Source organism: Exiguobacterium sp. s16 (assembly GCF_018618115.1).
In the GTDB taxonomy this organism is placed as follows: domain Bacteria; phylum Bacillota; class Bacilli; order Exiguobacteriales; family Exiguobacteriaceae; genus Exiguobacterium; species Exiguobacterium mexicanum_A.
The window spans coordinates 493,111-517,449 of sequence record NZ_JACSLM010000001.1; the positions used below are offsets into that span (position 1 = coordinate 493,111).

A 24,339-nucleotide genomic window follows, 5' to 3' on the forward strand; every position below is an offset into this window, starting at 1 on the left:
TATTGATCGGCGTTCTTATGATCGTCGTCATGCTCGTCATCCCGTTACCGGGGTTCATATTAGATTTTTTAATCATTGTTAATATACTGATCGCCTTGCTGATTTTGCTCGTCGCGATGAACGCCCGCGAAGCGCTCGACTTCTCAGTCTTTCCTTCGCTCTTGTTGATCGTGACGCTGTTCCGGCTCGGATTGAACGTGTCGACGACGCGGTCGATTCTTTCGACCGGGTACGGGGGAGAAGTTATTGCGACGTTCGGGAACTTCGTCGTCGGAGGAAACGTGCTCGTCGGGTTCGTCGTCTTCCTCATCCTCGTCATCATCCAGTTCGTCGTCATCACGAAAGGGGCGGAACGCGTGTCGGAAGTATCGGCTCGCTTCACGCTCGACGCCATGCCTGGTAAACAGATGGCGATTGATGCCGACTTGAACTCAGGATTGATTGACGACAAGGACGCTCAAATCCGTCGGAAAAAAATTCAAAGTGAAGCCGACTTTTACGGATCGATGGACGGGGCCTCGAAGTTCGTCAAAGGGGACGCCATCGCCGGGATCATTATCGTCGTCATCAACTTGATTTTTGGAATCATCATCGGGACCGTCCAAATGGGCCTCCCGGTCGGTGAAGCGTTCCAGACGTTCTCACTCATGACAATCGGGGACGGGCTTGTCGGTCAAATCCCGGCGCTCCTCATCTCGACGGCGACCGGCATCATCGTCACCCGTGCCGTGTCGGATGGGAATTTAGGAGAAGACGTCGTCGACCAGCTCGGTCAAAATCCGACGCTCCTCTATATCGCCGGCTCGATTGTGATCATGCTCGGGTTTATCTCACCGAGTCTGCTCCCGGTGACGGTCATCATCGCCGGTGTCGCTTTCTATGGGGCGTATGCGATGCGCCGCAACATGAAACGAGTCATCGATACACCGCTACCGGAAGAAGAACCAATGGCACCGACCGAGACCGTCGTGTCGCTGTTACAAATCGATGCCATCGAGTTCGAGTTCGGTTACGGACTCATCCCGCTCGCCGATGAGTCGCAGGGCGGCGACCTGCTTGACCGGGTCGTCATGATTCGTCGTCAGCTCGCGCTCGAACTCGGCTTCATCTTGCCGACGGTCCGAATTCGAGATCATTTGCAACTGTCTCCGAATGCGTACCGCATCAAAGTGAAAGGCAACGTCGTCGCTGAAGGGGAGCTGTTGCTCGATCATTACTTGGCGATGAGCCCTGGCATCGAAGACCCGGAAGTATACGGCATCGAAACGACGGAACCGGCGTTCGGCCTCCCGGCTCTCTGGATTGACGAAGAGACGCGGACTCGCGCTGAAATGAGCGGGTACACCGTCGTCGATCCGCCATCGGTCGTCGCGACGCATTTGACGGAGACGCTCAAGAAACATTCGGCAGACCTTCTCGGCCGTGAAGAGACGAAACAACTCGTCGAACACTTGAAAGAGACGCACCCGGTGCTCGTCGAAGACGTGACACCATCCGTCCTATCGATTGGCGACATTCAAAAAGTGCTCCGTCATCTATTGAAAGAACACGTCTCGATTCGCAATTTACCGCTCTTGTTCGAGACGATGGCCGACTATGGAAAAGTGACGAAAGATGCCGATATCCTCGGCGAATATTGCCGTCAAGGCCTGTCCCGTCAATTGACGGACCAAGTCAGCCCGCCGGACGGACCGCTCTACGTCGTCACACTCGGTGGCCAGACCGAACAGCTTATTCAAGACGCCGTTCAAAAAACCGAGTTCGGGAACTATTTGGCGCTCGACCCGGAACAGGCGCGCGAGATTATCGAACGCTCGGGTGAGCAACTGTCGATGTTCGAACGCTACGGGGCTTCGGCCGTCATTTTATGCTCGCCGACGATCCGTTTGTTCGTGAGACAACTGCTCGAACGATATTATCCGGACGTGCCGGTTCTCGCCTACAACGAGCTGCTCAGCTCGATTGAAGTGAAAAGTATTGGGGTGATTTAAATGCAAATCAAAAAATATACCGGCAAGACGATGGCGGAAGCGATGGCGAAAGTCAAACAGGAGTTTGGTGACGACGCCGTGATTTTGAACTCCCGTCAAGTGAAGAAAGGCTGGCTCGGCCTGTTCGCATCGCAACACGTCGAGGTCATCGCCGCGCTCGAGAAAGCACCGCTCGCTGTCAAACCGCGTGCCGCGACGAAACCCGTCGCACCATCGAAGCCCGTGAAGGCTCCGACGCGTCCACCGCAACAAACGAACGAATCAAGTCAGGCGGCGACCGTGTCGACGTCGAGACGGTTGCCCGCAGCGCTGGCGCATGTCGAATCACTGCTCGCCTCCGAGTCGTTCCGTGGTGAGACGTGGGACGAAGCGATCAACGAGCTGTATTACACGACAAAATCGGTGGAAGTCGTCGAACGCTACGTGCGTGATCAAATCCGGAGTTCCTTCTTGGCTGTCCCTGAACCGAAACGGTATATGATGCTCGTTGGTCCGACCGGGGTTGGCAAGACGACGACGCTCGCCAAACTTGCCGCTCACTACAAACTCGAGCATGGGCTCTCGGTCGGTCTCATCACGACGGACACGTACCGGATTGCGGCAATCGAACAATTGAAAACGTACGCCGAGATTTTAGACATCCCGGTCGAGGTCGCCTACGACTTCAATGACTTCAAACGAGCGAAACAACTGTTCGCACGGAAAGACATCATCTTGATTGATACGGCCGGTCGCAACTTCCGCGACGAGGCGTACGTCGAACAGTTCGAGCGACATCACGATTTCTCGGAAACGAGCTTGTCGCTCGTCCTCAGCTTGACGTCGAAGATGCGGGATATGGACATGATCTATCGCCAATTCGAACCGTTGCCGCTCCAGTCGCTCATCTTCACGAAAGCCGATGAGACGAGTGACATTCACGCGATGTATCGGATGGTTCGCGAGAGCGGACTGCCGGTCGCTTGGCTGACGGATGGACAAGAAGTGCCGGACGACCTTGTCGCCGGAGAGCCGGACCGATTGACGGATCGTTTACTTGAGAAAGAAGGGTGGACCCAATGGACCAAGCAAGACGTCTGAGGGCGAAAACGGAGACCGCACCGACGACAATCGCTTTTGCGAGCGGGAAAGGCGGGGTCGGTAAAACGAACGTCTGCGTCAATACGGCCATCGGTCTCGTCGAGCTCGGGAAACGTGTTTTGATCGTCGACCTCGACATCGGGATGGCAAACGTGCACATCTTATTGAACGCGTCGCGGTCACGAACGATGATGGATTCGGTAAAAGCGCGAATTCCGCTCGCCGCCTCGGTTCAGAAAGACGTGCATGGTGTCGATATATTACATGGGGGAAGTGGGCTCGACGAACTAGTCCAATTCTCACATGCAGATATGCAATTTTTTATGCGTGAACTCGAAGTGCTGACCGAATACGATTATGTGTTATTCGACATGGGGGCCGGTGCGACCGACACGTCGCTCCAGTTCATCGAGGGATGCGATGAGATGTTCCTTATCTTGACGCCTGAACCGACCTCGCTCATGGATGGATATGCCTATACGAAGCTCGTTCATCGTCAAAGTCCGGACTTACCGCTCGGTGTGATCGTCAATCGGGCCCAATCGGGTGAAGAAGCGCTGCAATGTTTTGAACGAATGGAAGTTGCATGTGAGCAGTTTTTAAAGAAATCGATTCGATTCCTCGGGTATTTACCAGATGACGCCACGGTCAGACGAGCGGTCATCGCCCAAGTCCCGTTTTACCATCTGGACCGGAAGAGTGACATCAGTTGGCGGCTTGAACGGATTTTAACAACATTGACCGGGACGCCACCGAAGCCGCGTCATTTTATGGAACGCTTGATGGGGAACTTGAAACGTCAGTGGAACCGAGTCTAACGACAGGGAGGCATTATAGATGGACGTGAACGAATACTTAGGATTGTTTTTAGACGAATCTCAAGAACATATCCAATCGGTTAACACCCAGCTGTTGAAACTAGAACAGACGGGCAGTCAGGAAGCGATTCAAGAGATTTTCCGCTCGGCACACACGCTCAAAGGGATGTCGGCGACGATGGGATACGAGAGTGTCGCCAACTTGACGCATGAGATGGAGAGCGCGCTCGATTTGGTTCGAGCCGGAAAGAAAGAGAGCAACCAGTTGTTGCTCGATACGATGTTCTCGGCAATGGAACAAATCGAAGAGATGATCGCTGATATCGAGACGGGAGGCAGAGGCGCAAACATCGATGTGACGGCGACAGTGTCCGCGTTCCAGTCATTTATCGGTAGCACTCCGAAAGCAGTCGAGGTGGTCGATGAGACGGTCTTCACGGCCGACCTATATACCGATTCGGTCATCACGCAAGCGAAAGAGACCGGCTTCGAAGCGTTCCAACTTCATGTGAAGCTATCGGATGCCGTCGTGTTGAAAGCGGCGCGCGCCTACATGGTGTTCGATCGCCTCCAAGAACTCGGCGAAGTCGTGCGGACGGTTCCTGAGACCGAGGCGATCGAGCAAGAACAGTTCGATCTCTCATTTGACGTCTTGTTCGTATCTCAGGAGTCAGCGGACGTGATTGAGCATGCCGTGTCCCAAGTGTCGGAAGTCGAGCACGTCCAAGTGACACCTTACACGAGTGCGGCAGCCGGTGCGCCGGAAGTCGCCGTCAGTGCCGAGAGCGTCGCCGTGGCCGAAGTGAAACCGAAAGCGATGGAGACGGACGAACCGAAAGAACAGGCCGTCGCACAAGCGAAGACGATTCGTGTCAACTTAGAGCGGATCGATCGTCTGATGAACTTGTTCGAAGAATTCATCATCGATCGCGGTCGTCTTGAGCGGCTCGCCGACGAAGTCGGTCAACCTGAACTGAACGAAACGGTCGAGAAAATCAAACGCGGTACGAACGAACTTCAATCGCTCGTCTTGACGCTCCGCATGATGCCGATCGAGCAAGTGTTCAATCGCTTCCCGCGCATGGTGCGTTCGGTCGCGAAAGATATCCATAAAAAAGTCCAACTCGAGATCACCGGTGCTGAGACCGAGCTCGATCGGACAGTCATCGATGAGATCGGTGACCCGCTCGTCCATTTGATTCGTAACGCCATCGACCACGGCATCGAGTTGCCGGAAGTCCGCCTCGAAGCCGGGAAGCCGGAGCAAGGTCGACTCGCGCTTCGCGCTTACCATGGCGGTAACCGTGTCTTCATTGAAATCGAGGATGACGGGGCAGGGATCAATGTCGATAAAGTCCGCTCAAAAGCACTCGAACGAGGCGTCATCACGTCGGAAGAAGCGACGGCGATGACGGACAATGAAGTAGCCATGCTCATCTTCGCACCTGGATTCTCGACGGCAGACGTCGTCACCGATCTTTCAGGTCGCGGCGTCGGACTAGACGTCGTCAAAAACAAAATTGAATCGCTCGGCGGGGTCGTCACGCTCGAGACGGTCGTCGGACAAGGGACGAAATTCCAAGTCAGCTTGCCACTCACGCTCTCGATCATCTCGGCGATGCTCGTACAAGTCGGTGATGAGACGTACGCCGTTCCGCTGTCATCGATTCTCGAGACGACGCTCCTCGACGAGGCCGACATATTGACGGCCCATCGCGAACGCGTCTTCGACTTCAGAGGTCAGCTCGTCCCGCTCGTTTACTTGAAAGAAATGTTCGCAATCGAAACGGAAACGAAGACGCAATTCCCGGTCGTCGTCGTCCGCAAAGGAAACAAGCTCGTCGGTGTGGTCGTCAATGACTTGATTGGCCAACAAGAGATCGTCATGAAGCCGCTCGGAACTTATCTCGAGGGCATTCCGGCCATCTCTGGTGCGACGATACTCGGAGACGGGCGTGTCGCCTTGATTGTCGACAGCAACGATCTGTTCTAAGGAGGAAGAAGGATGGAACAAAAATGGGTAGTCTTTTCATTGGGATCGAACACATACGGAATCGATGTCCAGTCAGTTCGCTCGATTGAACGGGTACAACCGGTCACACGCGTCCCGAACGCACCGGCTCACGTCAAAGGTGTCATCAATCTGCGCGGGGTCGTCACACCGGTCATCGACCTTCGGCTCCGTCTCGGTTACGAGGCAGTCGAACCGACCGAAGAAACACGGATTTTGATCGCTTCACTCAATCAAGGCGATGCCGGCTTTATCGTCGACCGGGCCAACGAGGTCGTGGAAAGTGAAGACGTTCGCATCGAGCCGATTCCGGAATCGAGCCGAGACATGTTGTCGGCTCACTTGACGGCGATCGCCAAGGGCGAGGACAAATTGTTCTCGCTCCTCGATGCCAACGCATTATTCGAGGAACAGCATGCTGAGTGAGTTCGAGCAAGATTTATTGAAAGAACTCGGCAATATCGGTTCTGGTCATGCCGCGACGGCATTGTCGACGCTCTTGGGCAAGCCGGTCACGATCACCGTCTCCTCGGCGGAGATGGAACCGATCACGTATTTGCCGGAACGCGTCGGCGGGCCGGAACGTCACGTGGCGTCCGTCTTGTTGGAGCTCGGTGGTGACATTAGTGGCATGATTCTCATCTTGTTTCCGGTCGATGATGCCGAAACAATGGTCGCTTCCCTCATCGGAAGCACGTTCTCGTTCCAAACGGCGGATGAGCTCGGCCAGTCGGCATGGGAAGAAATCGGAAACATCATGAGCGGGGCTTACGCCCGGGCACTCGGGGATTGGCTCGATACTCCAATCTCCATCCAAGTCCCGGCGACAGCGGTCGACATGGCGGGTTCGATCGTCGAATTCGTCGTCACGTCGGTCCAACCTGAGGAAGATGCGGCACTCTACATCGATACGACGTTCCGCATCGATGAGAAAGTAAGTGCTGGGCATGTGTTGTTCCTACCGACGCATGGCTCGCTCGAACGGATACAACAGCGGTTGATTGGCCATGGCTGAAGTCATCAAAATCGGCATCGCGGAATGGAAGCAGACGACCGCGCCGAACAAATTGCGAACGGCAGGACTCGGTTCGTGCGTCGGCGTCATCTTGTATGACGTCCGGCTCCAAATCGCGGCGATGGCCCATGTCATGTTGCCGGATTCGGCGATTGCCCGGAAACACCAAACGGTTGAAGTAGGAAAATATGCGGATACGGCCATCGATGCGCTCGTCGCTTCGTTGAAACGGGCCGGAGCGGGTCGGCTGCAAGCGAAGATGGCCGGCGGCGCCCAAATGTTTCAATTCAAGTATGAGAACGAGGCGATGCGGATCGGTGAACGAAACGCCGAAGCCGTGCGCAACGCACTGAAAGCGCACCGTATCCCGCTCATCGCAGAAGACTGTGGCGGGCATAACGGACGGACGATCGAATTTGATGTGGCGACTTGCGTCCTATCGATTCGAACGGTCAGCGTAGGAACTAAGGAAATCTAGGGGGGATCGACATGACGACTCAGCTTACCGAGTTGTGGGATCGTTGGAACACTGACCGCGATATGGATACAGCGAATGAACTATTGGCGCACTACGAGTTCCTCATCCATTATCACGTGCAACGAATGATCGTGACGCTCCCGAAGAGCGTCGAACGCGACGAATTGAAAAGTTTGGGTTACATGGGATTGTACGATGCCCTCATGAAATATGATCCAGAACACAACAACAAGTTTGACACGTACGCGGCGTTTCGGATCCGTGGCGCCATCATCGATGGGCTGCGGAAAATCGATTGGTTACCGCGTTCGGTGCGCGAACGCGTGAAAAAAATTGATCACATCGCCGAACAACTCGAGCAGAAGTTGCACCGGGCCCCGACGAAAGAAGAACTCGCGAGCGCCTGCGAACTGCCGGTGTCGGAAATCGAGAAGGCGATGGCGGAAGGGTACTTCGCGAACATGTTGTCGATCGATGAAGCGGTGACGCTTCAAGAAGAAGGCAAGGTCATGTCCGTCACGTATTTCGACCCTGACTCTGAGAAACCGGAGGATACGCTATTGCAGCGCGAGCTGCTCGACGTGCTGACGACCGAAATCGAGCACTTGTCCGAGAAAGAACGTCTCGTCGTCTCGTTGTTCTACTTCGACGAGTTGACGTTGACCGAGATTGGCGAAGTGTTGGAACTGTCGACGTCACGTATCTCCCAAATCCATTCCAAGGCGTTAAAGACGTTAAAGCTTGCACTTGGACGTTCGTATTTAGAAGAAAAGACATCGTGAAGGAGGGGTGGAGATGACCATCGTATATATCGCAATCGCCTGTATCGTCGCTTACGGACTGCTGATCTTATTTCGTCAAGTCCAAGCGTTGACCGCTCGCGTCACGCAACTCGAGCACGAGAAACGTGAGACCGAGGCCCTCCTGTTGTCGTTCATGGAATCGATGAACGATGTCGTGAAACAACCAGCGTCCTCAAACGAAGAGGTTACAGGTGCTCAGTCGATCCATGCGGAGCCAAAGCGAGAGACATCGGACGACGATACGCAATCAGCCCCGCACGTGGAGGATGTGTTATTGCACCATTCGGTCCGGGAGACGGCCCGACTCCTCGGAAAAGGCGAAGGAGAAGTCGCCTTATATGCCAAACTTCGTAAAAAGTGAGAGTTGCCGGATTGGCGGACATATGCTATAGTATTTTTTGGTGTTAAACACATCACACACGTCTCGGGATGGTATTCCTCGGTGCCGAAAGGTCGGAATACAACGATGAACGAGGCGGAGGACTTTTTTAAACCACAAGGAGGAAATTTATCATGGCAGTAATTTCAATGAAGCAATTGCTCGAAGCTGGTGTACACTTCGGTCACCAGACACGCCGTTGGAACCCAAAAATGGCGAAATACATCTTCACGGAGCGTAACGGCATCTACATCATCGACCTTCAAAAAACGGTCAAAAAAGTAGACGAGGCGTACAACTTCGTTCGTGAACTCGCGGCAGAAGGCGGAAACGTCCTCTTCGTAGGTACGAAAAAACAAGCTCAAGACACAATCAAAGAAGAAGCACTCCGTTCAGGTATGTACTTCATCAATGAGCGTTGGTTGGGTGGAACACTCACAAACTTCTCAACAATCAAAAAACGTATCAACCGTTTGAAGCAGCTTGAGAAAATGGAAGCTGACGGTACGTTCGAAGTACTTCCTAAGAAAGAAGTCATCATCTTGAAAAAAGAAATGACACGTCTTGAGAAGTTCCTCGGCGGAATCAAGGACATGCCAGGTGTTCCTGATGCCCTCTTCATCGTTGACCCACGTAAAGAGCGGATCGCGATTGCAGAAGCTCACAAATTGAACATCCCAATCGTTGCGATTGTCGACACAAACTGTGACCCAGACGAAATCGACTACGTCATCCCAGCGAACGACGATGCGATTCGTGCGGTTAAATTGCTCACTTCGAAGATGGCAGATGCAATCATCGAAGCGAAACAAGGCGAAGAAGAAGTAGCTGAAGAAGCGGTAGCTCCAGAAGCTGAAGCGACAGAAGCTGAGTAATCAGTCAGACAACAGGTGATAAAGGGAAAGCCTTTTATCACCTTTTTTTAGGACACGTATATAAAGCCTTAGTGCTTTTTCTTAAAAATTCGTAAGTTTTACAAGGAGGAATTTCCGATGGCAGTTACAGCAGCAATGGTAAAAGAACTTCGTGAAAAAACAGGCGCAGGTATGCTCGATTGCAAAAAAGCACTCACTGAAACAAACGGTGACATGCAAGCAGCAATCGACTTCCTTCGTGAAAAAGGGATCGCGAAAGCAGCAGCTAAAGGCGACCGTATCGCAGCAGAAGGTTTGACGGCAGTAGCGGTTGACGGCAACAAAGCTACGCTCGTCGAAGTTAACTCAGAAACAGACTTCGTTGCAAAAAACGAGAAGTTCCAAACACTCGTTTCAGACGTAGCAAAAGCTGTTCTCACTTCAGGCGCAACGACAGTTGAAGCGGCACTCGCTTCTGAATTCGTAGCTGGTAAAACGCTTGAAACACACATTCAAGAAGAAGCTTCGACAATCGGAGAGAAAATCTCACTCCGTCGCATCGCTGTCCTTGAAAAAGCGGACGATGCAGTCTTCGGCACGTACCTCCACATGGGCGGCCGCATCGGTTCAGTCGTTGTCCTCGACGGTACAACAGACGAAACAGTTGCAAAAGACGTAGCCATGCACGTAGCAGCAGCACGCCCACTTTACGCGACACGCGACGAAGTATCGGCTGAAGAAGCAGATCGTGAGAAGAAAGTCTTGACTGAGCAAGCCCTCAACGAAGGAAAGCCTGCCAACATTGTCGAGAAGATGATTGCGGGACGTATGAACAAGTACTTCGAGGAAATCTGCCTCGTCGACCAAACATTCGTTAAAGACGCTGACTTCAAAGTTGGGAAATACGTAGAGTCTAAAGGCGGCCGTATCAACTCATTCGTACGTTACGAAGTTGGAGAAGGTATGGAAAAACGCGAAGAAAACTTTGCTGAAGAAGTAATGAACCAACTTAAAAAATAATCTGCATCATTCACATGGTGCTATCAAAATTGGGAACACGTCTGTATAACCTTGAGTTAGTTCGTTAAGGGAGCGTGTTCCCTTTTTTCAAGCAAGAGGAGGCAAAGTATGGAACCGAAATATAAGCGAATTGTGTTAAAATTGAGTGGGGAAGCGCTCGCTGGAGATCAAGGGTACGGGATTGACCCGGCCATCGTCAATTCGATCTCTGGGCAAATTAAAGAATTGGTCGCCATGGGCGTCGAAGTTGCCGTCGTCGTAGGCGCCGGGAACATCTGGCGCGGCAAGACCGGTAGCGAGCTCGGCATGGACCGAGCGAATGCGGATTACATGGGCATGCTCGCCACGGTATTGAACTCGCTCGCGCTACAAGATAGCCTTGAAACGAACGGTGTCCAAACACGCGTCCAAACCTCAATCGAAATGCGCCAAGTGGCTGAACCGTACATTCGTCGCCGGGCGATGCGTCACCTTGAAAAAGGTCGCGTTGTCATCTTCGCGGCAGGGACGGGGAACCCGTACTTCTCGACAGACACGACAGCGGCACTCCGCGCAGCGGAGATCGAAGCTGACGTCATCTTGATGGGAAAAAACAACGTCGACGGCGTCTATTCGGCCGATCCGAAACTCGTTCCGGATGCAGTCAAATACGACACGCTCACGTACTTGGACGTCTTAAAGGACGGTCTCCAAGTGATGGATTCGACAGCCACGTCACTATGTATGGACAACCATATCCCACTGATTGTATTCTCATTGCTTGAAGAAGGAAACATCAAACGTGTCGTACTCGGGGAACATATCGGGACGGTAGTAGGAGGAATCAATTCATGAGTGTAAATGACGTATTGAAAACTGCTGAAGAGAAAATGGAGAAAGCCGTTTCCGCGCTGAAGCGTGACTTCGGGACACTTCGGACGGGCCGCGCGAGCGCGTCGATCTTGGACCCGGTTCAAGTCGATTACTACGGCGTACCGACACCGCTCAATCAAGTAGCGAACATCAATACACCGGAAGCACGCCTTCTCTTGATTCAACCATGGGACAAGTCGATGGTGTCTGACGTTGAGAAAGCGATCCAAAAAGCCGACCTTGGTCTCTCGCCGTCGTCGGACGGGACCGTCATTCGTCTCGCCATCCCAGCTTTGACGGAAGAGCGTCGCAAAGAGCTCGTGAAAGTGACGAAGAAATATGCGGAAGAAGCGAAAGTCGCTGTCCGTAACGTTCGTCGTGACGCCAACGAAAACTTGAAGAAGCTTGAAAAAGATGGGGACTTGACTGAGGACGACCTTCGCGGTTACGCGGATGACGTTCAATCGTTAACGGATTCGTATATCAAAAAGATTGATGAATCTGCAGCGACGAAAGAAAAAGAAATCATGGAAGTGTAATCACGGAAGTGGTATACCAAAAAGCTGTGTGGGGACCCTTTTACTGAGAGGGTCCCTCTTTCATACAATCAGGAGGATAGAGTATGTTTAAATGGGTGAATCCTAAAACGAAGACCGAGGCGGAACTGAGCATCCCCGAACACGTCGCCATCATTATGGACGGCAACGGCCGTTGGGCGAAAAAGCGTGGACTCCCTCGCATCATGGGTCACCGGGAAGGGATGAAATCGGTCCGGGAAGCGGTTCGCACCGCCCAAGAACTCGGGATCCGTTCGTTGACGCTTTATGCGTTCTCGACGGAGAACTGGACGCGTCCGGAAGAAGAAGTCAACTTCTTGATGAAATTGCCGAAACAATTTTTAGAGACGGACTTAAAAGAACTGGACGAACAAAACGTTCGCGTCCTCGTCGCAGGTGATGTGTCAAAATTACCGCGCGGCACGCGGGATGCAGTCGATGAGGCTCGTACGCGCACGGCGACGAACACAGGTCTGGATCTCGTCTTTGCCTTAAACTATGGTGGCCGCGACGAGCTCGTACAAGCGATGCGCCATATCGCCAGCGATGTAGCGGCAGGGAAGATCCAACCGGACGACATCGATGACGCCATGATCGGACAGCGTCTCATGACAAATATGCAAGACGTCGATTTGATTATCCGGACGAGTGGGGAACAGCGTCTCTCGAACTTCTTGCTCTGGCAAGGGGCGTACGCTGAACTCCATTTCACAGACGTGTTATGGCCTGAGTTCAAACGAGACCACTTCGTCGAGGCGATCGAAGCGTATAACGCGCGGACGCGCCGGTTTGGTGGGGTGTGACATGAAGACTCGAATTATTACCGGTCTTTGGGCCGGTGCCATTTTTGTCAGCTTGATCGCCCTCGGGGGCAGTCCGTTCGTCATCTTGATGGGTGTGCTCGCCTTGATTGGACTGAGCGAGTTCACGATGATGCGCAATCACAAGTTGACGGCGTTTCCGTTCCTTGTGACGTCGCTCCTTGTAGCCTTCCCGTTCGTATTGATGTTGCTCGAGCGACAGCTTGTCATGGGCGAGATGCCGATGTCGACGAATCAATGGATGGTGCTCGGTTTAATGCTCCTCCTGTTTTGGACGGTCGTCACAAAAAACCGTTTCACGTATGAAGACGCGAGTTTTTATTTTGTATCTGCTGTCTATCTCGTCATCGGTTTCTCTAGTTTTGCGCTCGTCCGTCTTTCGGAGGATGGGCTCGTCAAAGTACTTCTCGTCTTGTTCATGATTTGGGCGACCGACTCGGGTGCTTACTTCACGGGCAAAGCAATCGGTAAGACAAAACTGTGGCCCTCAATCAGTCCGAACAAGACGATTGAAGGGGCGGTCGGTGGGATCATCTCGTCTATCGTCGTCGGTCTCGTCTACGTCCTCGTCGAACCGGTGTTGCCGATTCTCGAAGTATTGGTGCTCGCGGTCGTCGTATCCGTCGTCGGGCAACTCGGGGACTTGGTGCAGTCGGCGTATAAACGTCAATTCAACGTAAAAGATTCGGGTCATCTGTTACCGGGACACGGTGGCATTTTGGACCGCTTTGATAGTATGATCGCGGTATTCACCGTCATCTGGGTATTTAATTTGTTATAAAGGAGTGTCAAGATGAAGCGAATCAGCTTAATCGGGGCGACTGGTTCGATTGGCGTACAGACATGTGACGTCATCGAACAGCACCCCGACTTGTTTGAACTTGAGGCCTATGCCTTCGGAACGAATGTAGATGTGGCCGAGGAATGGATCAACCGCCTGCGGCCGAAATACGTGTCCGCCAAAGACATCGAAGTGCTCGAACAACTCAAACCACGACTTACATACGAACCACTCTTTTTTATCGGACTTGAAGGGTTGATCGAATGTGCGACCGCAGAGCGGGCTGACATCGTCGTCACAGCCGTCGTCGGGGCTGTCGGTCTTGAGCCGACGCTCGCTGCCATCGAGGCAGGTAAAGACATCGCTTTGGCGAACAAGGAGACGCTCGTCACGGCGGGCCATCTCGTCACGGCAGCCGTCAAGAAGCATGGGGTCAGCCTGATTCCAGTCGATAGTGAACATTCAGCCATCTATCAATGTTTGAACGGTGAACGCCGAGAGGACGTCTCGAAAATCATCTTAACGGCATCAGGCGGGAGTTTCCGTGACAAGTCGCGGGATGAATTAGACGGCGTGACCGTCGCAGAGGCGCTCGCACATCCAAACTGGTCGATGGGGGCGAAAATCACGATCGATTCGGCGACGATGTTCAATAAAGGACTCGAAGTCATCGAAGCGCACTGGTTGTTCGATATCGATTATAATGATATTGAAGTGGTGCTACATCGTGAGTCCATCATCCACTCGATGGTCGAATTCAAAGACGCCGCCGTCATGGCGCAGCTTGGAAATCCGGATATGCGGGGACCGATTCTCTATGCGCTCTCAGGCCCGAAACGTCTTGAAATCGACGGGAACAAGCGGTTAAACTTGAGAGAAATCGGAACGCTTCACTTCGCAGAAGCCGACTTGACGCGTTATCCGGCCTTACGCCTCGCGTATGAGGCCGGGCGCGCCGGTGGTTCGATGCCGACGGTGCTTAATGCGGCCAACGAGGCGGCTGTCGAGCTGTTCTTGAACGGGGAGATCGCTTTCCTCGATATCGAACGGATCGTTGAACAAGCGATGGAGACACATACGGTAATTGCAGAACCGACGCTCGAACAGATCCTTCAAGTCGACCGAGCGGTTCGAGAACAAATTCAGCAAGGAAAGTGAAGGTGGGGAATAGACAATGACGACTTTTATCGCCATCGTTTTGATGTTTGGGGTACTCATATCGGTTCATGAATGGGGACACCTCGTCATGGCGAAACGGGCAGGGATTCTCTGTCATGAATTTGCAATCGGGTTTGGACCGAAAATCCTCTCGTTCAGAAAGAATGAGACGCTGTATACGATTCGCTTATTGCCAATCGGTGGGTATGTCAAAATGGCAGGAGAAGATTTTGAGCCGATCGAAGTGAAAGCCGGTCAACACGTCGGGTTACGCCTGACGAACGCTGGCACGGTCGATCGTGTCTACTTCCAGCCGGACCAGGCAAAAGACGTGCACATCGTCGGGACGGTCGACAAGTTCGATTCGATTCGCGAATTGAAGATCCAGTTACTCGTCGATGATGAGGTCCGTGTCTATTCACTTGAACGGGACACGCTTCTCGTCGACCAAGGCATGGAAATTCAAATTGCCCCATACGACCGCACGTTCGGAGCTCAATCGGTATGGAAACGTGTGCTCGCGATTGCAGCCGGCCCAGCGATGAACTTCGTCCTTGCCTTCATCTTGCTTGTCATCGTCGGTCTCGTCCAAGGGACGCCAACGGACGATGGACGAATCGGTACGGTGCAGCCAGATTCGGCTGCAGATCAAGCAGGTCTCATGGCGGGAGATGAAATTGTCTCCATCGAAGGCGAGACGATTGATGACTGGCTCGACCTTCGGACTGTGCTTGCCGACCGGGCTGACACGCCAACCGAAGTGACGTATATTCGGGATGATGCAGAACAAACGGTGACGCTCACGCCGCAAGCGGTCGAACAAAACGGCGAGACGGTCGGGATATTGGGCGTGACGAACGCGCTCGAGCGTTCACCGACGAAAGCCTTCACGACTGGGGCTGAGACGACGTGGACGATGTCGACGCTCATCTTTTCCGCGGTCGGTGATTTGGTTACCGGTCAAGTCGGCGTCGACCAATTGGCCGGACCGGTCGGGATTGTCCGCATGACCGATGAAGTGGCGGCGAGCGGGCTCATCATGCTCCTCAACTGGACGGCACTTTTATCAGTCAACTTGGCCATCTTTAACTTGTTGCCGCTCCCGGCACTCGATGGAGGACGACTCATCTTCCTCTTGTTCGAAGCGGTGCGCGGACGGCCGATCGATCCGAAAAAGGAAGGATTCGTCCACTTTATCGGGTTCGCTTTGCTCATGCTCCTCATGTTGATCGTCACGTGGAATGATATTCAATCATTCTTTAAATAATAAAAGTAAGATCTAATCGGGTTATAGAAGGGAAACGTTGATACCTATGAAACAATCGAGACTGTTCATGCCTACGCTTCGAGAAGTGCCGGCCGACGCAGAAGCCGTCAGCCATCAACTCCTCGTCCGCGGGGGCTTCATGCGCCAAAACGCCGCTGGAATTTATTCGTATCTTCCACTCGGCCACCGCGTGTTACAAAAGATTCAAACGATCATCCGCGAAGAGATGAACCGAGCCGGTGCCCAAGAATTGCTCATGCCAGCGATTCAACCGGCGGAACTGTGGGAAGAGACGGGTCGCTGGGGTATTTATGGTCCTGAACTTATGCGATTGACCGATCGTCACGATCGTCGCTTCGCCCTCGGTGCGACGCACGAGGAACTCATCACGTCGATCGTGCGCGATGAACTCAACTCCTACAAAAAATTACCGGTCAACTTGTATCAGATTCAAACGAAATATCGCGACGAGCGTCGTCCACGTTTCGGACTGCTCCGGGGTCGTGAGTTCTTGATGAAAGATTCGTATTCGTTCCACGCGACACAAGATGACTTGGACGACGAATACAAGAACATGTATAACGCCTATTCCAACATCTTTGACCGCATCGGTTTAAAATATCGCCCGGTCGTAGCTGACTCGGGTGCCATCGGCGGGAAAGACACGCACGAATTCCAAGCGCTTGCCGATATCGGGGAAGACACGATCGTCTATACGGACACGTCGAACTACGCCGCCAATATCGAGATGGCAGAAACGCTCGACCGCTATGACATGCAAGCGGCCGAAGTGCTTGCCCTCGACAAGGTCGACACGAAAGACAATAAGACGATTGAAGATGTGGCGCGCTTCTTGAACGTCGACACGAAGACGACGATCAAGTCGGTCCTCTTCAACGTCGATGGCGAGACGGTCATGGCCATCGTTCGAGGTGATCACGAGGCGAACGACGTCAAAGTGAAGAACGCCCTCGGCGGACTCGACATCCAAATGGAAGAAGAAGCGACGATCATCGACTTGTTCGGCTGTGAGCCGGGCACGCTCGGACCGATTCATGCACCGGTCAAAGTCGTGGCCGATTACGCCGTCAAATATTTGGTCGACGCGGTATGTGGCGCCAACGAGGCGAACACCCATTATACGCACGTCAACGCCGAACGCGACTTGTCGCATTTGACGTATCATGACCTCCGTTTCGTCGTCGAAGGCGACATGGCACCTGACGAGTCGGGTCCGGTCCGCTTCGCTCGCGGGATTGAAGTCGGACAAGTGTTCAAGCTCGGCACGCGCTATTCAGAAGCGATGGGCGCGACGTTCTTGAACGAAGAAGGTCGGGCCGAACCGCTCATTATGGGTTGCTACGGCATCGGCGTCTCACGCACATTGTCGGCCGTCATCGAGCAACATCATGACGATCGCGGTATCGTCTGGCCGAAGAGCCTCGCTCCGTTCGATGTGCACTTGATTGCCATCAACACGAAAGACGAAGCGCAAGTCGAACTCGCGAACCGTTTATATGATGAGCTGTCATCGACGTACGATGTGTTGTATGATGACCGTAAAGAACGGGCTGGCGTCAAGTTCGCCGATGCTGATTTGATCGGTCTTCCGATTCGTATCAACGTCGGGAAAAAAGCGAGCGAAGGTATCGTCGAAGTGAAAGTACGTGCCACTGGCGAAGTCCTTGAGACGACGGTAGATGAGTTGCCACGTGTGATCACGGCGCAACTGAACGAGGCAAAATGATCGATGAAGGTGACGGTTTCTTGCCGTCACCTTCATTTTTCGACATCGAATGATAAAAGGGGGGACTTCTTACCCGTGGAAGCTAATCAAAAAATGCAATTGCTCTTGACCGATCTCGGCATCACGACCGAGACGGAACAATTCGACGATGCGGAATTGACGCGACTTGTCGTCAACAAGCAGCGCCGGACGTGGACGTTTTATTTCCAGTTGCAGCGCGTGTTGCCGTACGAGGTGTATCAACTGTTCATGAGCCGAATCGAGAGCCGGTACGCGACGTTCGCTGACGAGGTGTACGCGCGTTTCACGACGACCTCAGGCGGTGCCGAACAGGATTATATCGACTATTGGCCGCGTATCGTCAGTGAACTCAGCCAAGTGTCGGGTGCGATGCGCAGTTATTTCGCATCGGTCTCACCACGCTTTGAGCAGAACAAATTGCTCATCCCGGTGCGCTCGGCCCCTGAGGCGAACTATGTCGATAAAGAGTTATGCCAAGAAGTCCAAGCGCTCTATAGCGCCTATGGCTTTATGAAGAAACCTTGCCAAGCGCTGTTCTCGGAGAATGAAGAAGCAAACCAAGCGCTCCGTGAACAAGTCGTGCAAGAAGATTTGGAACAAGCGAAGCTCGCGCTCGCAGCGCAATTCGCGAAGGCGACCGAGACGAACGATGAACCGGTCACCGAGGTACGGATGGGCGCCTTGATCAAAGACGAGATTGTCCCGATCAAGACGATCATCGAAGAAGAACGACGCGTCGCCATCCGAGGTCTCGTCTTCTCGGCCGAACGGAAAGAACTGAAGAGCGGGAAGAAACTGTTCACGTTCAAGATGACAGACTATACCGATTCACTCATCGTCAAAGTGTTCGCACGCGATGACGATGATGACCGGATGCTAAGCGCCGTCAAAAAAGGCATGTGGATCCAAGCGGCCGGCCGGGTCGAGGATGACAGCTTCATGCGCGAACTGTGCATGATGGCATCGCAACTGCAAGAAGTGAAAGTCGAACCGGCCCGTGACGAGTGGGCCGGTGAGAAACGCGTCGAATTACACGCGCATACGCAAATGAGCCAGATGGACGCGGTCACGAACGTGTCGGCGCTCGTCGCCCGGGCGGCCAAATGGGGCCATCGCGCCATCGCCATCACCGATCACGCCGGCGTCCAGTCGTTCCCGGAAGCCTATTACGCCGGGAAAAAGAATGACATCAAAGTGCTGTTCGGGGTCGAGGCGAACGTCGTCAATGACGGCGTGCCGGTCGCGTATCACCCGACCGATGTCCCGCTCGATGATGCGACGTATGTCGTCTTCGACGTCGAGACGACCGGACTTTCGGCCGTCTACAACAAAATCATCGAACTCGCCGGGGTCAAAATCAAAGACGGTGAAATCATCGACCGGTTCGAGGCGTTCGCCGATCCGAAACATCCGCTCTCGGCTACGACGATCGAGCTGACGGGCATCACGGACGACATGGTCCATGGCCAGCCCGATCCCGAAGTCATCGCCAAACAGTTCGTCGATTGGTGCGGGGATGGCATCCTCGTCGCCCATAACGCATCGTTCGATATGGGCTTCTTAGAAGCGACGCTTCGGAGCGGGGGGCACGAGCCGGATGACTATCCCGTCATCGACACGCTCGAACTCGCCCGGACGATTTTACCGACGCTCAAAAACCACCGCCTCAACACGCTCGCGAAGCGATTCGATATCGAGTTGACCCAGCATCACCGGGCCATCTATGATGCGGAGGCGACGGCGTATTTGCTCATGAAACTGCTCGAACTCGCCAAACAGATGTTTGAGATGCAGACGCATCGCTCACTGAACGCGAAAGTCGGAAGCGACGTCTCGAAAATCCGTCCGTTCCATGCGACGATTTATGCGAAAACGAAAAAACCGGGACTTCGTCACTTATACGAACTGATCTCGTTGTCCCACATCGATTACTTGTTCCGGATGGCACGCATGCCGCGCTCGGAAATCGTGAAGCGCCGTGAAGGACTTCTCATCGGTTCGGCGTGTGACAACGGTGAAATTTTTGACGCCGCCCTGAACAAGTCAGACGAAGAGCTTGAGAAGATGATGGCGTTCTACGACTTCATCGAGATTCATCCCCCGGCGCTCTATATGCATTTGATCGATAAAGAAATCGTCGCCAACGAGCTCGAGTTACGGGAAATCATCAAGCGGATCATTCGCGTCGCCGGACAGGCCGGCCTGCCGGTATGTGCGACCGGAAACGTTCATTACCTTGACCGGACAGACCGCTCGTACCGAGAGATCTTGATTCGGACGCAAGGTGGTGCCAACTTCATCAACACGCGGAAAGAACTGCCGCACGCCCATTTCCGGACGACGAAAGAGATGATGGAAGAGTTCAAGTTCCTCGGGGACGAACTCGCCCGCGAAATCGTCATCACGAACCCGAATGCGATCGCCGATCAAATCGAGTCGATTCAAATCATTCCGGACGATTTGTACACGCCGAAGATTGAAGGCGCAGACGATGAGGTCCGGAACATGAGTTACGACATGGCCCGTTCGATTTACGGAGAACAACTGCCGGAAATCGTCGAGGCCCGGCTCGAGAAAGAGCTGAAATCGATTATCGGACACGGCTTTGCGGTCATCTATTTGATTTCGCATAAGCTCGTCAAGAAATCGCTCGACGACGGCTATCTCGTCGGTTCACGTGGTTCGGTCGGCTCGAGTTTCGTTGCGACGATGACCGAAATCACCGAGGTCAACCCGTTGCCGCCGCATTACGTCTGTCCGAAGTGTCAACATTCCCACTTCTTCGACGACGGATCGGTCGGGTCCGGGTATGACTTGCCGGACAAACAATGTCCGGAGTGCGGGACCTGGTATACGAAAGACGGCCACGATATCCCGTTCGAGACGTTCCTTGGTTTCAAAGGGGACAAGGTCCCTGATATCGATTTGAACTTCTCGGGTGAATATCAACCACACGCCCACGCCTACACGAAAGTGTTGTTCGGTGAAGAGTATGTGTATCGTGCCGGTACAATCGGGACGATTGCCGATAAGACGGCGTATGGATATGTGAAAGGTTATGCGACCGAGAACGATAAGATTTATCGGAACGCCGAAGTCGATCGGCTCGTCTCGGGCGTCACCGGCGTCAAACGGACGTCGGGACAACACCCGGGGGGGATCATCGTCGTCCCGGATTATATGGACATCGCCGAAATTTCGCCGATCCAATATCCGGCCGATGATAAGTCATCCGAGTGGAAAACGACCCACTTTGACTTCCACTCGATTCATGACAACTTGCTCAAACTCGATATTCTCGGTCACGATGACCCGACCGCGATTCGCATGCTGCAAGATTTATCGGGCATTGATCCGAAGACGATTCCGACAGACGATCCGACGGTCATGAAAATCTTTTCATCGCCGGAAGTACTCGGGGTCACGCCGGAGCAAATCGAATCGAAGACGGGTACGCTCGGCATTCCGGAATTCGGGACGAAGTTCGTCCGGCAGATGCTCGAAGAGACGAAACCGTCGACGTTCTCCGAACTCGTTCAAATTTCGGGACTGTCTCACGGGACAGATGTCTGGATTGGGAACGCGAACGAACTCATCTATAACGGGACGTGTGAATTGAAAGACGTCATCGGGTGTCGTGATGACATCATGGTCTACTTGATTTATGCCGGTTTGGAACCGTCGTTCGCCTTCAAAATCATGGAGTCGGTCCGAAAAGGGAAAGGTCTATCCGAAGACATGGAGACGGAGATGCGGGCCAATGACGTCCCGGAATGGTACATCTCGTCTTGTAAGAAGATCAAGTACATGTTCCCGAAAGCCCACGCCACGGCGTATGTACTCATGGCCGTCCGGATCGCCTACTTCAAAGTGCATCATCCGATTTTGTATTACGCGACGTACTTCACGGTCCGTGCCGGAGACTTCGACTTGTCGGCCATGATCAAAGGGTCACAGGCCGTGCGCAAGGCGATGTCGGATATCCGTGAAAAAGGGTTCGAAGCCACGGCGAAAGACAAAGGGCTTCACACCGTGCTCGAACTTGCGCTCGAGATGTTAGAGCGCGGCATGAAGTTCCAAAACATCGATTTGTATCGCTCGAGCGCGACCGAGTTCTTGATCGAAGGCAACACGCTCATCCCACCGTTCAATGCGGTCGATGGCCTCGGAACGAACGCGGCGAAAGCGATTGTCGAGGCGCGCGCCGAAGGACAGTTTTTATCGAAAGAAGACTTGCGCAAACGGGCCAAGTTGTCGAAGACGATCGTCGAGACGCTCGATACGATGAAATGTCTCGAAGGCCTCCCGGATGAGAACCAACTCTCGTTCTTTGATTTTGGGGTGTAAGTTGCGAAAAACCGGGAAAATATGATATATTGGTATCGAACAATGTTGGATACTACGACGGAAAGGAGTAGGGAACCCTACTCCTTTCTTGTATGTAAAAGCCAGAAGGAGGGATGAGAGTGTCCAAAATAACAGAAGTCGTCGAAGCGATCGCGTTGCCGATCGTGGAGCGTGAGAACATGGAATTGGTCGATGTCGAATTCGTGAAAGAAGGGCCAGATTGGTTCTTGCGCGTCTATATCGACAAGCCGGGGGGCGTCGATTTAGATGATTGCGTCAACATCAACGAACAACTCTCGGAAAAACTAAACGATAGCGATCCGATCGAACAAGCCTATTATCTTGACGTCTCGAGTCCCGGTGCCGAGCGACCACTGAAAAAGCCGACCGACTTTGAACGTGCGATTGGGAAGAACGTCTATATCAAGACGTTTGCCCCGATTGAAGGTGCCAAAGAGTTCGAAGGCATTTTGACGGAATATGACGGCGAGACCGCCGTCGTCGAGACGCGCATCAAGACAAGAAAAAAAGCGATATCGCTACCGGTAGACAAAATTGCACAAGCCCGCCTAGCGGTCACGTTTAGTTAAGGAGAGGTAAAGATGGGGCCACAATTACTCACAACAATCGAACAGATTGCTAACGAAAAAGGAATCGAGAAAGAGATTATCATCGATGCGCTCGAGCAGGCGCTCATTTCGGCATATCGTCGAAACGTCGCCAATCCGAATGAAAACGTAAAAGTTGAATTCGATCAAGTGACTGGTGATATTCGTGTCTTCGCACTTCTCGAAGTCGTTGAACGTCTCTCGCATCCGGAGCAACAATTGTCGCTCGAAGAAGCGCATGAGATTGACCCGAACTACGAGTTAGGGGACTTCCATAAAGAAGAAGTCACACCGAGCGACTTCGGTCGCGTCGCGGCGATGACAGCCAAACAAGTCGTCACGCAAAAGATGCGGGAAGCCGAGCGCGAGCGCATTTATAACCACTTCGTCGATAAAGAAGACGAGATCATGACGGGGATTGTGGAACGGTTCGACCCACGCAACTTGTATATCGGTCTTGAAAACAATATCGAAGCGGTGCTCACACCGAACGAACAGATGCCGAATGAATCGTACCAGATTCATGACCGTATCAAAGTTTACGTGACGAAAGTCGATTCGACGACGAAAGGTTCTGGCGCAGCCATTCAAGTCTCGCGGACGCATCCAGGTCTATTGCGTCGTCTGTTCGAGCTCGAAGTGCCAGAAATCGCGAGCGGTACGGTCGATGTCATGTCGGTCTCACGTGAAGCGGGTGATCGTTCGAAGATTGCCGTCCATTCAGACATCGTCGATCCAGTCGGCGCTTGTGTCGGTCCGAAAGGGCAACGTGTCCAAACGATCGTCGATGAGCTCAACGGCGAAAAAATCGATATCGTTCGTTGGTCGAACGACCCGAAAGAGTTCGTGAAAAACGCACTCAGCCCGGCTCAAGTCGTTGACGTGTACGTCAATGAACCGAATAAGTCGACGACGGTCGTCGTGCCAGACTATCAATTGTCACTCGCCATCGGGAAGCGTGGTCAAAACGCCCGTCTTGCCGCTAAATTGACGGGATGGAAAATTGATATCAAGAGCGAGACGGATGCAGAAGGCATGGACTTGTATGATACGTACGCCGAAAAAGTTGAACCGGAGCCAGAAATTGTTCACAATGAAATGGAACAGACTGACTCGGTTGACGTCGCCCTCGAGCCGACAACGGTGAAAGAAGAGGAATGACCATGAAGCAAAAGAAACTTCCTTTGCGCAAATGTGTGGTCACGCAAGAAATGTTACCGAAACAAGCGTTGATTCGTGTCGTTCGGACGCCGGAAGGTGACGTCGTCATCGATAAGTCCGGTAAATTGAACGGACGTGGAGCGTATTTGTCGAAAGATGCGGATGTGATTCGTTTAGCAGAGAAAAAACGGACACTCGATCATCATTTAAAAGTCAAGACGAGTGACGCGCTTTATGAGCAGCTGCTTCAAGCTGTCACAGGAGCGGAATCATGAGTCAGTGGGAATCATTGTTAGGCCTTGCCGCACGGGCGAGGAAAGTAACGATGGGAGAAGAGTTTGTGTTGAAGGATGTGCGAGCTGGCCGAGCCAAACTCGTCATCCTTGCCGGAGACGCTGGAGCGTCTACGAGAAAACGGGTTACCGACAAGTGTACATCGTATGGTGTTCCATTGATTGAAGTGAGCGACCGATATACGATCGGGGCTGCTTTAGGTAAAGACATGCGAGTCGTCGTGTCTGTGACAGAATCCGGATTTGCGAACAAGCTTAAGCAACTTCTCTCTTAACT

At 53.0% G+C, this 24,339-nt stretch carries 23 protein-coding genes; all 23 read left to right on the forward strand.

The window, feature by feature from the left end; all coding sequences use genetic code 11:
• Positions 1 to 17 precede the first annotated feature (17 nt).
• The gene (gene flhA / locus KNP86_RS02585) at positions 18 to 1,991 is read left to right on the forward strand and encodes a flagellar biosynthesis protein FlhA (RefSeq protein ID WP_251126271.1); all 1,974 of its coding nucleotides are present in this window, start codon (positions 18 to 20) and stop codon (positions 1,989 to 1,991) included.
• Positions 1,992 to 3,071, forward strand: coding sequence for a flagellar biosynthesis protein FlhF (locus KNP86_RS02590; RefSeq protein ID WP_034777225.1), 1,080 nt, complete (start codon positions 1,992 to 1,994; stop codon positions 3,069 to 3,071).
• On the forward strand, positions 3,050 to 3,889 hold the full coding sequence (locus KNP86_RS02595; RefSeq protein WP_034777227.1) for a MinD/ParA family protein: 840 nt from the start codon (positions 3,050 to 3,052) through the stop codon (positions 3,887 to 3,889). Before KNP86_RS02590 ends, KNP86_RS02595 begins: the two co-directional genes overlap by 22 nt.
• A gap of 19 nt (positions 3,890 to 3,908) precedes the next feature.
• Entirely contained in the window at positions 3,909 to 5,882 is a 1,974-nt protein-coding gene (locus KNP86_RS02600) for a chemotaxis protein CheA (RefSeq protein ID WP_214752726.1), read from the forward strand.
• A gap of 12 nt (positions 5,883 to 5,894) precedes the next feature.
• Entirely contained in the window at positions 5,895 to 6,326 is a 432-nt protein-coding gene (locus tag KNP86_RS02605) for a chemotaxis protein CheW (protein WP_034777232.1), read from the forward strand.
• Positions 6,316 to 6,915, forward strand: a complete 600-nt coding sequence (locus KNP86_RS02610) for a chemotaxis protein CheC (RefSeq protein WP_138859595.1) — start codon at positions 6,316 to 6,318, stop codon at positions 6,913 to 6,915. The genes KNP86_RS02605 and KNP86_RS02610 overlap by 11 nt, the downstream gene beginning before the upstream one ends.
• On the forward strand, positions 6,908 to 7,393 hold the full coding sequence (locus tag KNP86_RS02615; protein WP_034777237.1) for a chemotaxis protein CheD: 486 nt from the start codon (positions 6,908 to 6,910) through the stop codon (positions 7,391 to 7,393). Before KNP86_RS02610 ends, KNP86_RS02615 begins: the two co-directional genes overlap by 8 nt.
• Before the next feature lie 11 nt (positions 7,394 to 7,404).
• Positions 7,405 to 8,175 (forward strand): FliA/WhiG family RNA polymerase sigma factor, encoded by a 771-nt coding sequence (locus KNP86_RS02620; protein WP_034777239.1) that lies wholly within the window; start codon positions 7,405 to 7,407, stop codon positions 8,173 to 8,175.
• A gap of 13 nt (positions 8,176 to 8,188) precedes the next feature.
• Entirely contained in the window at positions 8,189 to 8,557 is a 369-nt protein-coding gene (locus KNP86_RS02625; protein ID WP_034777242.1) for a hypothetical protein, read from the forward strand.
• Positions 8,558 to 8,709: 152 nt separating this feature from the next.
• Complete coding sequence (gene rpsB / locus KNP86_RS02630; protein WP_021067146.1) at positions 8,710 to 9,450, forward strand: 30S ribosomal protein S2; 741 nt, start codon at positions 8,710 to 8,712, stop codon at positions 9,448 to 9,450.
• Between the two features lie 117 nt (positions 9,451 to 9,567).
• Positions 9,568 to 10,449, forward strand: coding sequence for a translation elongation factor Ts (tsf, locus tag KNP86_RS02635; RefSeq protein ID WP_034777244.1), 882 nt, complete (start codon positions 9,568 to 9,570; stop codon positions 10,447 to 10,449).
• A gap of 108 nt (positions 10,450 to 10,557) precedes the next feature.
• On the forward strand, positions 10,558 to 11,283 hold the full coding sequence (gene pyrH, locus KNP86_RS02640) for a UMP kinase (protein ID WP_034777246.1): 726 nt from the start codon (positions 10,558 to 10,560) through the stop codon (positions 11,281 to 11,283).
• Positions 11,280 to 11,840 carry a ribosome recycling factor gene (gene frr / locus KNP86_RS02645; protein ID WP_034777248.1) on the forward strand — a complete coding sequence of 187 codons (561 nt, stop codon included), beginning with the start codon at positions 11,280 to 11,282 and terminating at the stop codon, positions 11,838 to 11,840. The genes pyrH and frr overlap by 4 nt, the downstream gene beginning before the upstream one ends.
• Positions 11,841 to 11,923: 83 nt before the next feature.
• Positions 11,924 to 12,661, forward strand: a complete 738-nt coding sequence (locus KNP86_RS02650) for an undecaprenyl pyrophosphate synthase (RefSeq protein WP_034777251.1) — start codon at positions 11,924 to 11,926, stop codon at positions 12,659 to 12,661.
• Position 12,662: 1 nt separating this feature from the next.
• A complete protein-coding gene (locus KNP86_RS02655) occupies positions 12,663 to 13,460 on the forward strand; it encodes a phosphatidate cytidylyltransferase (RefSeq protein ID WP_034777254.1) in 798 nt (265 codons plus the stop codon).
• 12 nt (positions 13,461 to 13,472) lie between these two features.
• A complete protein-coding gene (dxr, locus tag KNP86_RS02660; RefSeq protein ID WP_214752728.1) occupies positions 13,473 to 14,618 on the forward strand; it encodes a 1-deoxy-D-xylulose-5-phosphate reductoisomerase in 1,146 nt (381 codons plus the stop codon).
• A 16-nt stretch (positions 14,619 to 14,634) separates the two neighbouring features.
• On the forward strand, positions 14,635 to 15,885 hold the full coding sequence (gene rseP, locus KNP86_RS02665) for an RIP metalloprotease RseP (protein ID WP_214752730.1): 1,251 nt from the start codon (positions 14,635 to 14,637) through the stop codon (positions 15,883 to 15,885).
• Between the two features lie 46 nt (positions 15,886 to 15,931).
• A complete protein-coding gene (locus tag KNP86_RS02670) occupies positions 15,932 to 17,632 on the forward strand; it encodes a proline--tRNA ligase (protein WP_214752732.1) in 1,701 nt (566 codons plus the stop codon).
• Positions 17,633 to 17,707: 75 nt separating this feature from the next.
• On the forward strand, positions 17,708 to 22,000 hold the full coding sequence (locus tag KNP86_RS02675) for a PolC-type DNA polymerase III (RefSeq protein ID WP_214707473.1): 4,293 nt from the start codon (positions 17,708 to 17,710) through the stop codon (positions 21,998 to 22,000).
• 119 nt (positions 22,001 to 22,119) lie between these two features.
• Complete coding sequence (gene rimP, locus KNP86_RS02680) at positions 22,120 to 22,590, forward strand: ribosome maturation factor RimP (RefSeq protein ID WP_034777274.1); 471 nt, start codon at positions 22,120 to 22,122, stop codon at positions 22,588 to 22,590.
• 12 nt (positions 22,591 to 22,602) lie between these two features.
• Positions 22,603 to 23,769, forward strand: a complete 1,167-nt coding sequence (nusA, locus tag KNP86_RS02685) for a transcription termination factor NusA (protein WP_034777276.1) — start codon at positions 22,603 to 22,605, stop codon at positions 23,767 to 23,769.
• The gene (gene rnpM, locus KNP86_RS02690; protein WP_214752734.1) at positions 23,766 to 24,044 is read left to right on the forward strand and encodes an RNase P modulator RnpM; all 279 of its coding nucleotides are present in this window, start codon (positions 23,766 to 23,768) and stop codon (positions 24,042 to 24,044) included. The genes nusA and rnpM overlap by 4 nt, the downstream gene beginning before the upstream one ends.
• Positions 24,041 to 24,337: a YlxQ family RNA-binding protein gene (locus KNP86_RS02695; RefSeq protein WP_021067159.1), complete on the forward strand. Its 297-nt coding sequence runs from the start codon at positions 24,041 to 24,043 to the stop codon at positions 24,335 to 24,337. The genes rnpM and KNP86_RS02695 overlap by 4 nt, the downstream gene beginning before the upstream one ends.
• The last annotated feature ends 2 nt before the right edge of the window (positions 24,338 to 24,339 follow it).